This is a genomic window from Bradyrhizobium sp. SZCCHNR1043, from assembly GCF_032489675.1.
Classification (GTDB): Bacteria; Pseudomonadota; Alphaproteobacteria; order Rhizobiales; family Xanthobacteraceae; genus Bradyrhizobium.
The window spans coordinates 38536-53580 of record NZ_JAUEYN010000022.1; the positions used below are offsets into that span (position 1 = coordinate 38536).

Annotated in this window: 11 protein-coding genes; 6 read left to right on the plus strand and 5 right to left on the minus strand. The window is 67.8% G+C overall.

From position 1 onward, the window contains the following. Window positions 1-73: 73 nt before the first annotated feature. The 3 genes from QX039_RS31090 to xylB all read right to left on the minus strand — a co-directional run bounded on the left by QX039_RS31090 (window position 74) and on the right by xylB (window position 4242). Window positions 74-1132, minus strand: a complete 1059-nt coding sequence (locus QX039_RS31090; protein ID WP_315734347.1) for an ABC transporter permease subunit — start codon at window positions 1130-1132, stop codon at window positions 74-76. Further along, on the minus strand, window positions 1125-2648 hold the full coding sequence (locus QX039_RS31095; RefSeq protein ID WP_315771758.1) for a sugar ABC transporter ATP-binding protein: 1524 nt from the start codon (window positions 2646-2648) through the stop codon (window positions 1125-1127). Before QX039_RS31095 ends, QX039_RS31090 begins: the two co-directional genes overlap by 8 nt. Window positions 2649-2796: 148 nt before the next feature. After that, the gene (gene xylB / locus QX039_RS31100) at window positions 2797-4242 is read right to left on the minus strand and encodes a xylulokinase (RefSeq protein WP_315771760.1); all 1446 of its coding nucleotides are present in this window, start codon (window positions 4240-4242) and stop codon (window positions 2797-2799) included. A 127-nt stretch (window positions 4243-4369) separates the two neighbouring features. Here xylB and QX039_RS31105 point away from each other — a divergent pair, with 127 nt between their 5' ends. The 4 genes from QX039_RS31105 (at window position 4370) to QX039_RS31120 (ending at window position 9575) form a co-directional block, all read left to right on the plus strand. Then, a complete protein-coding gene (locus QX039_RS31105) occupies window positions 4370-5203 on the plus strand; it encodes an SDR family oxidoreductase (RefSeq protein ID WP_315771762.1) in 834 nt (277 codons plus the stop codon). 172 nt (window positions 5204-5375) lie between these two features. Further along, on the plus strand, window positions 5376-6500 hold the full coding sequence (locus tag QX039_RS31110; protein WP_315771763.1) for a GGDEF domain-containing protein: 1125 nt from the start codon (window positions 5376-5378) through the stop codon (window positions 6498-6500). Window positions 6501-6604: 104 nt separating this feature from the next. After that, window positions 6605-7939 carry an acyclic terpene utilization AtuA family protein gene (locus tag QX039_RS31115; protein WP_315771765.1) on the plus strand — a complete coding sequence of 445 codons (1335 nt, stop codon included), beginning with the start codon at window positions 6605-6607 and terminating at the stop codon, window positions 7937-7939. Window positions 7940-8024: 85 nt separating this feature from the next. Beyond that, window positions 8025-9575 (plus strand): GMC family oxidoreductase, encoded by a 1551-nt coding sequence (locus QX039_RS31120; RefSeq protein ID WP_315771766.1) that lies wholly within the window; start codon window positions 8025-8027, stop codon window positions 9573-9575. Window positions 9576-9578: 3 nt separating this feature from the next. On the opposite strand, the gene ggt is transcribed toward QX039_RS31120, so the two are convergent. Further along, entirely contained in the window at window positions 9579-11252 is a 1674-nt protein-coding gene (gene ggt / locus QX039_RS31125; protein ID WP_315771767.1) for a gamma-glutamyltransferase, read from the minus strand. Window positions 11253-11467: 215 nt separating this feature from the next. Between ggt and QX039_RS31130 the strand changes: the two genes are divergently transcribed. Continuing rightward, window positions 11468-12961 carry an amidohydrolase family protein gene (locus QX039_RS31130; RefSeq protein WP_315771769.1) on the plus strand — a complete coding sequence of 498 codons (1494 nt, stop codon included), beginning with the start codon at window positions 11468-11470 and terminating at the stop codon, window positions 12959-12961. Beyond that, a complete protein-coding gene (locus QX039_RS31135; protein WP_315771772.1) occupies window positions 12958-13887 on the plus strand; it encodes a GTP-binding protein in 930 nt (309 codons plus the stop codon). The genes QX039_RS31130 and QX039_RS31135 overlap by 4 nt, the downstream gene beginning before the upstream one ends. A 16-nt stretch (window positions 13888-13903) precedes the next feature. Here the strand turns inward: QX039_RS31135 and QX039_RS31140 are convergent, their stop codons facing one another. Then, window positions 13904-15040: a GGDEF domain-containing protein gene (locus QX039_RS31140; RefSeq protein ID WP_315734324.1), complete on the minus strand. Its 1137-nt coding sequence runs from the start codon at window positions 15038-15040 to the stop codon at window positions 13904-13906. Window positions 15041-15045: the final 5 nt, after the last annotated feature.

The window sequence follows — 15045 nt, forward strand, 5'->3', positions numbered from 1 at the left end:
GTCTACGCACGGCGGACCAGTGGCCGTGGAAGAATCCGTTGCGGCGGGCTCTGGTGATGCCCGCCATATTGTCTCAGGTGCGGGCCGAGCCCTGCAGCCGGTAGCGGTCGAGCGCGACGGCGCCGATGATCACGAGGCCCTTGATGACGTATTGCCAGATGTCGGACACGCCGACCAGGATGAGCCCGTTCGACAACACGGCGATGATGAGAGCGCCGACCAAGGTGCCCCAGATCGAACCGATGCCGCCGACGAAGGACGTGCCGCCGAGAATGACCGCGGTGATGGCGTCGAGCTCATAGGACTGGCCGAGTTGCAGGCCGTTCGCCGCATAGAGCCGCGCCGCCTGCATGCCGCCGCCGAGGCCCGCGAGCAGGCCGGACATGCCGTAGACGAAGATCAGGACGGCCCAGACCTTGATGCCGGCGAGCCGCGCCGCGCTTTCATTGCCGCCGACGGCATAGATGTGCACGCCGAGCACGGTCCGGCGCAGGATCAGCCAGGAGCCCAGGATCACCAGCAGCGCAATCACCGACAGCCAGGGGATCGAGACGACGCCGGGGATGATCGTCAGCGAGGCGTTGCCGATGAAGGCGTAGGGAATCGATGGGTTGAACACGGTGGTGTCGCCACCCATCAGGCGGGCGAGACCGCGCACCGCCGTGAGCGAGCCGAGTGTCACGATGAAGGGCGGCAGCCGCAACAGCGCGATCAGCGCGCCATTGACGACGCCGAAGGCGAGGCCCGTCAGCACCGCGGCCGGCAGCCACAGCGCGCCGAGATCGGGCATCTTCGACAGTGTCAGGCCGGCCATTGCAGCCGCGGCGAGGATCGAGCCGACCGACAAATCGATGCCGCCGGTCAGGATGACGAAGGTCATGCCGGCGGCGAGCACGGTATTCACCGCGGCCTGCTGCAGCACGATTCCGAGATTCTGTCCGGTGAAGAAGCGTCCTTCGGACAGCATATGGAAGCCGACGCAAAGGATGAGCAGCACCGGCAGCATGCCGGCGGCGCGGATCATCAGCCGCAGCCGCTGCTGCTTGTTGTCCGATGCCGCGAGGCTCGGTGCCGGCGCGGCCTTCATCTGCGCTGGCGCGGGCTTGGCTTGAGCTTGGCTGTTGTCAGGCATCGACGTGCTCCGTCCCGGTGGCCAGCGCCATGATGTCTTCCTGGGTGATGGGTGATGTCGTGCTCTGCTGCAGGTCGCCGACCAGATGTCCCTCGCGCATCACCAGCACGCGGTCGCAGATGCCGAGAATCTCCGGCAGGTCGGACGAGATCACCAGGATTGCGGTGCCGGACTTGGCGAGATTGTCGATGATCGAGTAGATCTCGGACTTGGCGCCGACATCGACGCCGCGGGTCGGCTCGTCGAGGATCAGGACCTTCGGCGCGGTCGCGAGCAGGCGTGACAGCAGCACCTTCTGCTGATTGCCGCCCGACAGGCCGCCGACGGTGACGCCCGGATTGGGGGCGCGAATGCCCAGCGCGCTGAACGCCTCGTCGGCGCGTGCGCGCGCCTTGTCGCGGTCGAGAAGGCCGCCGAGCTTCGCGTCACGCCCGATCACGGCAAGGTTGATGTTGTCGGCGCAGGACATGTCGAGGAACAGCCCGAGCGCCTTCCTGTCTTCGGTCAGATAGGCGATGCCGGTATCGAGCGCATCGCGCGGCGTGGCGATGCTGACCTCCTCGCCGTCGAGCTCGATGTGTCCCGTCGTCTTCGGCGCAGACCCGATGATGAGATGCGCGAGCTCGGTGCGCCCGGCGCCGATCAGCCCGGCGAGGCCGACGACCTCGCCGGCGTGAACGGTCAGCGAGCAGTTCTTGACGCGACGGCCGTCGCCGAGATCGACGGCGCTGAGCACCGCGCGATCACGCTTGGCGTGCGGGTCGTGGTCTTTCTTGTAGAATGATGACACGTCGCGGCCGACCATCATGCGGACGATGCTGTCGGCGCGGATCTCCGGCTTGTCCAGCGACCCGACCAGCCGGCCATCGCGCAGCACGGTGACGCGGTCGCCGAGCGCATAGACCTCGTCCATGCGATGCGAGATGTAGATGATGGCGAGCCCTTCGGCGCGGAGCTGGCGGATCAGCGCGAACAGCTTCTCGCTTTCGCCGGCCGACAGCGAGGTGGTCGGCTCGTCCATGATCAGGATCTTGGATCGTGCATGCAGCGCGCGGGCGATCTCGACCAGCTGGCGCTGGCCCATCGACAACTCGGCCACCAGGGTGGAGGCTGTGAAATCGGCGCCGAGCCGGTCCAGGATCGGCCCGGCGCCCTCGCGCATGGTGCTGCGCGCGAGCAGGCCGCTCTGCGACAGCTCGCGCCCGAGATAGATGTTCTCGGCGACCGTCAGGTTCGGCGCCAGCGACAACTCCTGGTAGATGATCGAAATGCCGGCGTTGCGGCCGCCCATCGGCCCTTCGATGCGCACCGGCCGGCCCTCGATGCGGATCTCACCGCCGGGATCCGGGCGATAGGCGCCGGAGAGAATCTTCATCAGCGTGGATTTGCCGGCACCGTTTTCGCCCATCAGCGCATGGACTTCGCCGGCGTAGACGGTGAGGTCGACCTTGTGCAGGGCCTTGATGGTGAAGAATGACTTCGACACCCCGCGCATCTCGAGGATCGGACCGCTCATCGTGCCTCCCAATGCACGTCGTCTAGTCGTCCGCGGCTCGTTGATCGCTGGCGCGGGAAGCCATTAAACTAGAGGCTGTTGCCGAATACAATATGAAAGAGACGCCGCTGCAACATGTCGCCGCGACGGTGGCCTTTCGGAGATGCGTTCAGCTCGGCCGACGATAGAGCTGTCGCCAGCGCGGCCGCCGCTCGGCATAGGCTGCCGACAGCGCGACGTCCGGAGCGAAGGTCCGCACGCGCGCCGGCGGCGTGCAGACCGCGCCGATGTCCTCGCCGGTGACGGCAAGACGTGCCAGCCGCGCCGCGCCGAAGGCGGCGCCGGTCTCGCCCTCGGCCAGCCGATGAACGGGAATGTCGAGGACATTCGCCAGGATCGCGAGCCAAAGGTCGGAGCGCGATCCGCCGCCGATCGCATCCGCCTCGGCAATCACAAGGCCGGTTTCCGTCAACGCGTCGCGGCAGTCGGCCAGGGCGAAGGCAACGCCCTCGAGCACCGCCTGAACGATGGCGTTGCGGTCGGTGGCATGGCTCAGGCCGTCGAGCAGGCCGCGGACATGGGGATCGTCATGCGGCGTCCGCTCGCCCGCAAGATAGGGCAGGAAGCTGACCGGCGATGGCATGGTGGGCCGCTTGCCCAGCGGCGCAAGCAGCTCGGTCTCGCTTGCGCCGAGCAGCCGCGCGACCCAGGCGAGGCATGAGGCCGCCGACAGCATCGCGCCGGCCTGCAGCCACATCGCTGGGATCGCATGACAGAAGGTGTGAACGACCCGCTCGGGATTGGCCGTGACGGTGTCGACCGCCGTGATCACGGCGCCGGACGTGCCGAGCGTGATGAACGTGGCGCCCGGTCTGACAGCACCGATGCCGACGGCGCCGGCCGGGTTGTCGCCGGCGCCGCCCGCGATGGTTGGGCGCTTCGTCATGCCCCAGCGTTCCGCGAGGTCGCTGCGCAACCGGCCTGCCGGCGCGCAGCCTTCGACGAGGCGCGGCATCTGCGCACGCGTGAGGGGCGTGGCGGCAAGGCCCTCGTCCGACCAGTCGCGCCTGGTGACATCGAGCCAGAGCGAGCCGGACGCATCGGACATGTCCTCGATCGCCTCGCCCGACAGCACCAGCCGGACATAGGCCTTCGGCAGCAGAACCAGCCGTGTGGCCGCGAAAATCTCCGGCTCGTGCGCCTCGATCCACATGAGCTTCGGCGCGGCGAAGCCGGGCATCGCCTTGTTGCCGGTGATCTTGCGCAAAGCGGGCCAGCGCTGCTCCAGCGCGACGCATTCGCGCTCCGACCGGCCATCGTTCCAGAGAATGCACGGCCGCAACGGATTCATGGCGGTATCGAGCAGCACCGGGCCATGCATCTGGCCCGACAGGCCGATGGCTTCCACCGCCGCCACCGCGCCGGGATGATCGACCTTGAGCGCATCGAGCGTGGCGAACACCGCGGCGATCCACGCGGCGGGGTCCTGCTCGGCCCAGCCCGGTCGCGGCACGTTCATCGTCAAGGCGTGGCTGCGGCTCGTAACGACGCGCTGCGCAGCATCGACGATGATCGTCTTGACCGCGGATGTTCCAAGATCGATGCCGAGATACATGACGCCTCACGCCTGCGTGCGCATGACGGATACGGAGTGGAGCGATACCAGACTCCTGATAGCCTTGTCATCCGAACGCGAGTCATCGCAGCGTTCCGAGGCGAGATCATTTTCAAGGAGTCGAGACATGGAGCCATCTGACCAACCAGCCGAACGGGCGTCGCGTCTCGTCGGACATTACGCGCTGGTGACGGGCGCAACGCAAGGCATCGGCCGCGCGATCGCGGTGCGGTTCGCCGAGGAGGGCGCGCATGTTGCGATCAATTTCGGCGGTCCGTCGCCGTCCGGCGACGAAACCCTGGCGCTGGTGCAGGCGGCCTCCGCCGCGCGCGGTCACGGGTCGCGCGATCATGTCGCCGTGAAGGCCGACATCGGCGTCGAGGCCGAGATCGCCGAGATGTTCGAGACGGTGCTCAAGCGCTGGCCCAGGCTCGACTGCCTGGTCAACAATGCCGGCTTCCAGCGGGAATCGCCCAGCGAGGCGCTCGACGTCGACACGTATCGCAAGATTCTCGAGGTCAACCTCAACGGCGCCGTGCTCTGCGCGCGTCACGCGCTGGCGTATTTCGTCGCGCGCGGCGGCGGCAACATCATCAACACCTCGAGCGTGCACCAGATCATTCCGAAGCCCGGCTATCTCGCTTATTCGATCAGCAAGAGCGCGATGGCGGGCCTCACGCGGACCTTGGCGCTCGAATTCGCCGGGCGCGGCATCCGCGTCAATTCGGTCGGGCCCGGTGCGGTCGACACGCCGATCAACGCGGCCTGGACCGGGGACCCGGTGAAGCGCGCCGCGGTCGAGTCTCATATTCCGATGGGGCGGGTGGCGAGCCCGGAAGAGATCGCCGGCGTGTTCGCCTTTCTCGCCTCGGCCGAGGCGAGCTACATCACGGGGCAGACGATCTATGCGTGCGGCGGCATTACGCTGTTCGGCGAATTCCGAGACAACTGGGCGAGCTGATCCGGCGCCAGCATCGGTCTTGCGCGCCGTGCGCTTGCCATCATTCGCATTGTCGTCGTCGTGGTGAGGTTCTCTTAAGCATCCGCCGCGCATGGCAGCCCTTCGCGGGTGCAGCGAGATTTCGTTAAGGCGTGGGTACGAGAGTGCGCGCGCCTGGCGAACTGGAATTGCGATGCATCGATTGGACCCGGACATTCGTCGCGATCTCGCGCATCTGCTGTACAGCTCTATGCCGCTGGTCGGGACGATCTCGGCCGCCGCCGTCGTGATCGGCAGCGTGATGGCCTGGGTTGCGCGCGATCCGGGCTACGCCGCGATCACGGTGGTGCTGCTGGTGATCGGTGCCCTTCGTGTGATCAAGCTGCGGATGTTCGCGGCGCGCTTCGATCGGCTCGATCACGATGGCATCATTCGCTGGGAACGCCTCTACGGCCTCGGCGCTGCCGCCTTCGGTCTGGCCGTCGGTGCGTTGTCGGCACGCGCGTTTCAGATCGGCGACGGGCCCGGCATTTGGATGTGCTTCGGCCTGTCGATGGCCTTCTGCGTCGGCATCGTGTCGCGTGTCAGCCCATGGATCGTCATGACCTCCTCGGCGGTGCTGCTGATTCCGACCGTGGTGGCCTGCCTGATGCAGCCCGAGCCGGTGTACCGGATGGGCGCCGGCATGGTGGTGCTGTTCTGGATCACGCTGCGCGGCACGTCCTATCGCCTCACGGCTGCCTTCACCGAGCGGATCACGGCGCAGCAGGCCTTGGCGCGGCAGGCGCTGTGCGATTTCCTCACCGGCCTGCCGAATCGCGCCGCGTTCATCGCCGCACTCGGCCGTTGCGATCGCCCCGTCGCCATCATCGCGGTCGATCTCGACGGTTTCAAGCTCGTCAACGACCAGTTCGGCCATCAGGCCGGTGACGAGCTGCTGTGCCAGGTCGGTGCACGCCTGCAGGATTGCCTCGGCGAAGCCGGCCTGGCGGCGCGGTTCGGCGGTGACGAATTCATGCTGCTGCTGCCTGCGGTGGGACGCGACGCCGCGCTCGTGCTGGCGCAAGCCGCGGTGACGGCGCTGTCGCAACCGTTTGTCTTGACCGGAATGCGCGTTCAGATCAGTGCCAGCGCCGGCATTCTGGTTACCGATGATCGGCAGGCCGACACGGAGTCTCTGCTCGACCAGGCCGATCGCGCGCTCTATGCGGCCAAGCGCGCCGGCGGCCAGCGATGGTGCTGGGCTGACGAGCACATCGCCGTTGCCGTCACATGCACGGCGAGCAGCGAGGCGCCGACGCTGGCGCTCGCGGACTAGCAGCATGCCTGACCGTTCCATGCGGACGCTGGCAAGCTCGGACCGCGGCCGCTAGTGTGGTCGGCAGAAGCCGACGAACGGCATGATGTCAGGAGGAGCGGCCGATGCGGAGCATCAGGATCGGCGCCGGAGCGGGCTATTCCGGTGACCGGATCGAGCCGGCCGTGGAGCTCGCGGCGAAGGGCGGCCTGGACTATCTCGTGTTCGAGTGCCTGGCGGAGCGCACGATCGCGCTGGCGCAGCAGGTGCGCATGAAGGATCCGGCTGCCGGCTATGATCCGCTGCTGGCGGCGCGCATGCAGGCCGTGCTGCCGATCTGCCGCGCCAACAACGTCCGTATCGTCACCAACATGGGTGCGGCCAATCCGGTCGCCGCGGCCGAAGCCACCCGCACCATCGCGCGCCGGCTTGGACTGGCGGGGCTGAAGATCGCGGCCGTGACCGGCGACGATGTTCTTGAGCCGTTGAAGACAGCGGATGTCGTGCTCGACACCGGCGACACGATCCGGGCCCTCGGCAATCGGGTCGTCTCGGCCAACGCCTATGTCGGGGCGGGCGCGATCGCGGAGGCGCTCGCGGCCGGCGCGGATGTCGTGATCACCGGGCGCGCCGCCGACCCGGCGCTCTTTCTCGGACCTCTGATCCACGAGTTCGGCTGGGCCCTGGATGATTGGGACCGGCTCGGGCAGGGCACCGTCGTCGGTCATCTGCTCGAATGTGCCGGCCAGATCACCGGCGGCTATTTTGCTGATCCCGGACTCAAGGACGTTCCCGATCTCGCCCGGCTCGGATTCCCGATCGGCGAGGTGCGCGAGGATGGCGAATTGATCGTGACCAAGGTCGCGGGCTCCGGCGGCTGCGTCACGCCGGCGACCGTGAAGGAGCAGCTGCTGTACGAGATCCATGATCCCCAGCAATATTTCCAACCCGACGTCGTGGCGGATTTCTCGCAGGTGACCGTCGAGGAGCTTGGTCCGGACCGGGTCAGGGTGGTCGGCGGCCGCGGCCGGCCGAAGACGGGACTGTTGAAGACCTCGGTCGGCTATCTCGATAGCTATGTCGGCGAGGGGCAGATCTCCTATGCCGGCCCTGGCGCAGTCGCGCGTGGCCGCCTCGCGCTCGATATCGTCCGTGAGCGCCTCGCACTCATCGGCGTGGCGACGAGCGAGCTGCGCTGCGACCTGATCGGGATGAATGCGCTGCATGGCGACGATCGCGGACAAGTCGCCGAGCCCTACGAGGTGCGCGTTCGCGTCGCCGGGCGGACCGAGACGATGGCGGAGGCGGTCCGCATCGGCAACGAGGTCGAGACGCTCTACACCAATGGCCCGGCCGGCGGCGGCGGCGCCTGGAAATCGGCGCGCGAGGTGATCGCCGTCGTTTCCTGTCTCGTTCCCGAGGACGTGCCGCAGCTCTGCGTCGGCATGCTGGTGGCTTGAGCTTTCGAGGGCTTCACGGATCGCTCCCGGCAGCGCAAGCTGGTGGTCATGGTTGCGATGCCTGAGAACAGCGAGAATTCAGTCCATGTATGACGTCATTGTCGTCGGCGGCGGCTCGGCGGGAGCGGCCGTCGCTGCGCGCCTGTCGGAAGACTCCCAGACGCGGGTCCTGCTGCTGGAAGCCGGCGCCGACTGGCGCGCGGACGACGCGCCGTGGGAGATCGTGACGCCCAATCCGATTCCGATCATCCATGATCGCGCCTTCCAGGAGAAATGGCAGTGGCCGCAGCTGATGTCCCGCCGCGTCGCCGGGCAGGACATGCGCTTCTACTGGCGTGGCAAAGGGCTGGGCGGCAGCTCGATGATGAACGGCCAGATCGCGATCCGCGGTGTGGCCGATGCGTTCGACGAATGGGCGGCCAATGGCTGCACGGGATGGTCGGCCAAGGACATCATGCCGCTGTTCGCGGTGATCGAGGACGATCTCGCATTCGGCGATCGCGAGGGGCACGGTCGCGGCGGCCCGCTTCCGGTCTACCGCGCACCGCCTGACAAGTGGGGCCCGATCGACCGCGGCTTGCGCGACGCCGCGCTGGCGAGCGGCTATCCCTGGTGCGACGATCTCAACGGGCCCGACGGCGAAGGCGTCGCCTGCTATCCGATCAACAGCCGCAACGGCCGCCGTATTTCCACCAATGAGGGTTATCTCGAGCCGGCCCGCGGCCGTTCGAACCTCGAGATTCGCGGACGGGCGCTGGTCGATCGGCTGCTGATCAGCGACGGCAGGGCGACCGGCGTGCGCGTCCACATCGAAGGTGAAGGCGTGAAAAACGTCGCGGCGCGCGAGGTCGTGCTGTGCGCCGGCGCCATCCACAGCCCCGCAATCCTGCTGCGCTCCGGGATCGGCCCCGCGGCGGATCTGCAGGCGATGGGGCTTGCCGTCGTGCGCGATCTTCCCGTCGGCCGGCACTTCTTCGATCATCCGCTGTTCCGCACCACCGTTCAGTTGCGTGAGGCGCTGCGTCCGACCGATCATGATACGCGCCACACCAATTGCTGCGTCACTTATTCCTCCGGCATTGCCGATGGCGGCAAGCGCGACATGATCCTGATCGCGTTCAACCATCGCGGCGTCGGCGTGCCCGGCGCGATCGGCGCCGGCCTGTTCAACGCCTTCTCACGGGGCACGCTCAAGCTCGCCTCGACTGATCCGAGCGTGGATCCGATCGTCGAGGAGAACATGCTGGCTGATCCGCGCGACATCGCGCGGATGCGCGACGCGGTGAAGCGGCTGGCGCTGATCACGGTGCAGCCGGCGCTGCGCGACATCGCCGACTGGATTCGCCTCGGCGATACGGAGCTCACGCTGCCGCAGGCGGCTGCGCTGCCTGATGTCGAGCTCGATGCGCTGCTGCGGCAGGTCACCGGCGACATCCAGCATGCGGCGGGGAGCTGCCGCATGAGCGGCGTCAACGATGACGATGGCGTGGTCAATCCGGATGGTACCGTGAAGGGCATCGCCGGGCTGCGGGTCGCCGACGCCTCGATCATGCCGTCCGATTGCCGCGCCAACACGCATTTCACCACCGTCGTGATCGGCGAGGCGATCGCGCGGATGATGCGAGAGCGCCTGTAGAGCTCACGCGATGGCGAAGCGAAGCCCGGCGCGGGCGCGCCCGCCGGAGATCGCGATCGGCGTGCCGTCGGCGCGCCAGCACGCGGCTCCCGTCAGCGTGCCGTCGTCGCCGAACGCGATCGCGTTCATGCCGCCGGCCACGACCGGCTCGCGCCGGATCTCGTGCCCGCGTGCGGCAAGCTCCGCCGCGACGGCTTCGGGAAACGCCGGCTCCAGCTCGAGCACGCCGCCCTGCGTCCAGAGCCGCGGCGCCTCCACCGCCTCCTGCAGCGACATGCCGTGGTCGATCAGGTTGACCAGCGCCTGGAAGGCCGAGGGAAAGATGCGCAAGCCGCCGGGCAGGCCGAGCGCATAGCGCAAGCGGCCGTCGCGCAGCGCCATCATCGGCGCCATCGAGGTGAAGACGCGCTTGCCCGGCTGGATCGACAGCGCGCGGCCCGGATGCGGATCGAAATTGTACATGTAGTTGTTGGCGGTCATGCCGGTGCCCGGGATCTGCACGCAGGCGCCGAACAGGCCGTTGATGGTCTGGGTCGCCGCGACGACGTTGCCCTCGGCATCGGCGACCGTGACATGGGTGGTGTTGGCGGACTCCGTCGGCGCAAGGCCCGGGCCGAAACTTCGGGCCCGGCTCATGTCGATCTGCGCCCGCCGCTCCGCGGCATAGACCTTCGACGTCAGCCGCTCGACCGGCACGTCGACGAAAGCGGGATCGGCGGTGGCGACCGCGCGGTCGGCGAAGGCGATCTTCAGCGCTTCGGCGAGCAGATGCACGCCATCGGCCGAACCGAAGCCGAGCCCGCCGACGTCGAAGCCTTCGAGGATGTTCAGCATCTGCACGATATGCACGCCGCTGGAAGACGGCGGCGGCGGGCCGATGATCTCATGGCCGCGATAGAAGCCGCGGATCGGCGCGCGCTCGGTCACGCGGTACGCGGCGAGATCCGCTGCATCGATCAAGCCGCCGTTCTCCGCCATGTAGCTGGCCAACGCGGCACCGAGCGTTCCGCCGTAGAGCGCCCCGGGTCCCTGGTCCGCGATCAGATGCAGCGATGCCGCGTAGTCGCTCTGGATGACGCGCGTGCCGGCCTTCACCGGCGCGCCGCCGGGCAGGAACAGCGCGGCGAGACGCGGATCGCGCGCGAGATCGCTCGCGACCAGTCGCACGCAGTCGTTGAGATAGGGGCTCGCGATGAAGCCATGCTCGGCGAGCCGGATTGCCGGTGCCATGACCTCGACCAGCGGCAGCCGGCCGTAGCGTTCCAGCGCCTCGCACCATCCCTTCAATGCGCCGGGGACGGCCACGGCGCGTGCGCCGACGACGTTGCGACGGTCACGGGTCTCGCGCGCCAGCGCGATCTCGTCGGAGACCGGATCGTACATGCCGGGGTCAGCGCGCGACGGCGCGGTGCTCAGGCCGTCGAGCACGACGTGGCGGCCGTCGGCGAGGCGGATGTGCGATAGGCCGCCACCGAGAATTCCGACCATCATCGGCTCGACCACGGTGAGCGCAAACAGGGAAGCGACCGCGGCATCGATCGCATTGCCGTCGCGTATCAGCATCTCGGCGCCGGCGCTGGAGGCGAGCGGATGGTTGGTGACGACCATCCCGCGCGAGCCGGTCGCCGGCTGCTTCTCGCAGGTGAAGTCGGCGATGCGCCGTGTGGGCGAAGCCATTCGGGTCTCCTCTGTCGAACGGCGGATGCCGAGAGGTCGTCTTTCGCAATCCTGACCGATCCCTTGCGCAAGGGGAAGAGCGGCGCCCCAGTTCGACGAACTGATAAGTGCGTCACGCATGGCTCGGAGAGCATCGATCTCTCCCGCCGCGTTCTCATCGCCGCGCATCTGTGTTAGGCCTGCGCGCAGTTCCACTTTGCGAGCCCAGCTGATTCATGCCTCACTACGATCTGATCATTCGCGGCGGCCGCGTGCTCGACCCCGAAACGCAACTCGACGTCACCGCCGACGTCGCGATCAAGGATGGCGCGATTGCCGCCGTCGGCGACGTCACCGGAGCGGCGGATCAGGTCATCGATGCGGCCGGCCTTGCCGTCGTGCCCGGCTTCATCGATCTGCACGCGCACGGCCAGTCGCTCCCGGCGGACCGCATGCAGGCGTTCGACGGCGTCACCACGACGCTCGAGCTCGAGATCGGCGTCATGCCGGTGGCACGATGGTATGACGAGCAGGCGGCGATCGGCCGCCTTCTCAACTATGGCGCCGCTTCTGGCTGGGTGTTCGCGCGCATCGCGACGATGACGACGCAGCAGACCGCATCCAGCATCGCCGGCATGGGCGAGGCGATGCGCGACAAGCGCTGGGTCGAGGAGGTCGCGACTGCGGCCGAGACCGCGGAGATCGTCGAGCGCACCCGGCAGGGGCTGGAGCAGGGCGGCCTTGGCATCGCCTTCCCGAATGCGTATGCGCCCGGCACCGGCATGAAGGAGCTGTCGGAGCTGTGCAGCCTGGCTGCCAAGCAGAACGTGCCGACCTATACGCACATTGCCTACATGTCGAATGTCGATCCGCGCAGCTCGGTCGACGCCTATACGCGGCTGATCGGGCTGGCCGGCTCGACTGGCGCCCACATGCACATCTGCCATTTCAACAGCACCAGCCTGCAGGATGTCGAGCGCTGCGCCGAGCTGGTGCAGACCGCGCAAGCGCAGGGGCTGAAGGTCACGACGGAAGCCTATCCCTACGGCACCGGCTCGACCGTCGTCGGCGCCGGCTTCTTCGCCGACCCTGCCTTCTGCCAGCGCATGGGCACCGGCTATGACGCGATCGAGATGGTCGCCGAGCGCCATCGTCTCGGCAGCCGCGACGAATTGCTCGCGCGGCAGCAGGACGATCCCGGCGCATTGGTGCTGATCCATTTCCTCGATGTCGCCGTCAACCAGCGCCACCGCGACCTGCTCGACGTCTCCGTGCTGTTTCCAGGGGGCGCCATCGCGTCGGACGCGATGCCGTGGATCCTGTCCAACGGCACGGACTACACCGGCGACGCCTGGCCGTTGCCGGACGACGCAGTGTCGCATCCGCGCTCGTCGGCGACGTTTACAAAATTCCTGCGCGAATGGGTGCTGGACCGCAAGGCGGTGCCGCTGATGGAGGGCCTCGCCAAGTGCACGCTGATCCCGGCCCGGATTCTGGAACCATCGACGCCCGCGATGCGAAAGAAGGGACGGCTGCAGGCCGGCTGCGACGCCGACATCGCGGTGCTCGATCTCGCCAGCCTGCGCGACCGCGCCGACTTCCTCAACATGAACCGGCCGTCCGAGGGCGTGCGGCATCTGCTCGTCCATGGCCGCGCCGTCATCGCAAATGGTGATCTTGTTCGCGATGTCAGGCCGGGACAGGCGGTGCGCCGTCCGATCCTGTCATGATCGTCCCGGTCCTGCTGGTTGCCGGATCGCTCGGCGCCGGCAAGACGACCCTGCTCAATCATCTGCTCGCCAATCCGGACGGGCGGCGCATCGCCGCCATCGTCAACGACTTCGGCACGGTCGACATCGACGCGCAACTGCTCGGCACGGTGACGGAGGAGGTGATCAGCCTGAAGAACGGCTGCATCTGCTGCTCGCTGCAGGGCGACCTGCTGCGCACGCTGTCGTCGGTCATCAAGCGCGATCCGGCCCCGGATGCGATTGCGATCGAGACCTCGGGCATTTCCGATCCGGCCGAGATCATTCGCAACCTGATGGATCCCGTGATCTTCAAGGTCGCGCCGCTGGAGACCGTCGTCACGCTGGTCGATCCGCAGCGGCTGCGCGACGATCCTGAGATCGAGCACGACGCGCTGTGGCGCTCGCAGCTGCGCGCCGCCGATTTCGTGCTGCTGAGCAAGGCCGACCTGCTCGACCGCGCCGCCCTCGACGAGGTCCGCGCCGTCGTGGGCCGCACCAAGCCGCAATCGGCGATCTTCGAGATCGCCCATGGCATCGTCGCGCCGGACCTGCTGTTCAGCCGCGACATTCGAGCGCCGCGAGAGCTGCCCAAGCAGGTGCCGACGATGTCGCAACCTTTCGCAACCCTGACCTGGACCTCCCAGGCCCCGCTGTCGCTGGCCCGCTTTCAGCAGGTGATCGGAAAGCTCGCGCCGCGCACGCTGCGCATCAAGGGCATCCTGCTGTTCACCGACCATCCGGGACAGCCGATCCTGTTTCAGTCGGTGGCGACGCGCGGCACGTTGGCGCCATCGCCGGTGCCGCCCGCGGACGGCCTCACGGCCCAGCTCGTGCTGATCGGACGTGAAGGTGAGCTCGACGCCGCCGAGATCGACGCACTGCTGCGCGAGATGGTCGTCATTTGAGATCGAAGGGCGCGCGTCAGCTCGCCTGCCGCAATGCGCCGTCGGCGGCTTCGGCCCAGGTGCAGCAGCCGCCCCCGGCGCGCTTGGCGGCGTAGAGCGCGCTGTCGACTTCGCGCAGCACCTCGTCCATGGCCTCGTCCGTGAGCGGCCGGTCGTTCACCAGCAGGCCGGCGCTGGCGCCGATCACCACGGGTATGTCGGACAGCAGGAACGGCATCGATAGCGAGCGGACCGCCTCGCGCGCGAGCCCCAGCGCCTCGTCGCGTCCGTTCGCGCCGCGCGCGACCGGCCTCAGCAGCATGAACTCGTCACCGCCGAAGCGCGCGGCGAGGCCGCCCGGGCCGACACAGCTCGACAGCCGGGTCGCGACTTGCCGCAACAGCTCGTCGCCCGCGTGGTGCCCGTGGCGGTCGTTGACAGGTTTGAAACCGTCGAGGTCGATGGCAATGATCGCGATGGTCCCGACCGCGCGTTCAAGCGCGGCCAGGAAGGCGGCGCGGTTCGGCAGGCCGGTCAGGAAATCATGGTTGGCCTGGCGGGCCAGTGCGTGCTTGGCCTCGAGCCGTTCGATGAAAGCGGTGCTGAGATGACGCGATGCCTCGCGGATCGAAAACCAGAACAGCACCAGCAGAACGGCGCCGAGCTGATAGGGCAGCTCGGGGCGCATCAATCCGGCGATCAGCGTCGGGGCGAGCAGCACGGCGGTGGTCGTCAGCACGACCCACGGGCGGATCGCCGCGCGGGACACCATGCCGACGCAATAGGACATCGACAGGCCGAAGGCGATCCATGCGCCCGGAGCATCGTTGAGCTGGAACGCGCGAAAGGTGAGGGCCCCAAGCGCAAGGCCGAAGGCGGCGGCGCCCGCGGCGTAGACCTTCTCCCAGAGGATCACGTCGCGATCGGACAGGCGCCCCGCATATTGCTTGTAGCGCAGCAGGCTGACGACGCGACCGATGGCGTTGACGATGATCGCGAACGAGATCGCAATGTAGCCGGGATCGTCGTGCAGGACCGCAAGCGTGACAGAGCCGGTGATGGCGGCCGCATTGATCGACATGACCTGCGGCAGAGAGGTGTACAGGAGATCGACGAGCTCGCGCCGGATCGCCGGGTTCGGATGGATGAATCTGGAAAGCAGCCCGTGTCCCATGGGGA

What these genes read in the sequence shown, in the direction of transcription:
- QX039_RS31130 (WP_315771769.1), top strand. Translation starts at nt 11,468, where the DNA reads ATGCCTCACTACGATCTGATCATTCGCGGCGGCCGCGTGCTCGACCCC.
- QX039_RS31115 (WP_315771765.1), top strand. Translation starts at nt 6,605, where the DNA reads ATGCGGAGCATCAGGATCGGCGCCGGAGCGGGCTATTCCGGTGACCGG.
- ggt (WP_315771767.1), bottom strand. Translation starts at nt 11,252, where the DNA reads ATGGCTTCGCCCACACGGCGCATCGCCGACTTCACCTGCGAGAAGCAG.
- xylB (WP_315771760.1), bottom strand. Translation starts at nt 4,242, where the DNA reads ATGTATCTCGGCATCGATCTTGGAACATCCGCGGTCAAGACGATCATC.
- QX039_RS31095 (WP_315771758.1), bottom strand. Translation starts at nt 2,648, where the DNA reads ATGAGCGGTCCGATCCTCGAGATGCGCGGGGTGTCGAAGTCATTCTTC.
- QX039_RS31105 (WP_315771762.1), top strand. Translation starts at nt 4,370, where the DNA reads ATGGAGCCATCTGACCAACCAGCCGAACGGGCGTCGCGTCTCGTCGGA.
- QX039_RS31140 (WP_315734324.1), bottom strand. Translation starts at nt 15,040, where the DNA reads ATGGGACACGGGCTGCTTTCCAGATTCATCCATCCGAACCCGGCGATC.
- QX039_RS31120 (WP_315771766.1), top strand. Translation starts at nt 8,025, where the DNA reads ATGTATGACGTCATTGTCGTCGGCGGCGGCTCGGCGGGAGCGGCCGTC.
- QX039_RS31110 (WP_315771763.1), top strand. Translation starts at nt 5,376, where the DNA reads ATGCATCGATTGGACCCGGACATTCGTCGCGATCTCGCGCATCTGCTG.
- QX039_RS31090 (WP_315734347.1), bottom strand. Translation starts at nt 1,132, where the DNA reads ATGCCTGACAACAGCCAAGCTCAAGCCAAGCCCGCGCCAGCGCAGATG.
- QX039_RS31135 (WP_315771772.1), top strand. Translation starts at nt 12,958, where the DNA reads ATGATCGTCCCGGTCCTGCTGGTTGCCGGATCGCTCGGCGCCGGCAAG.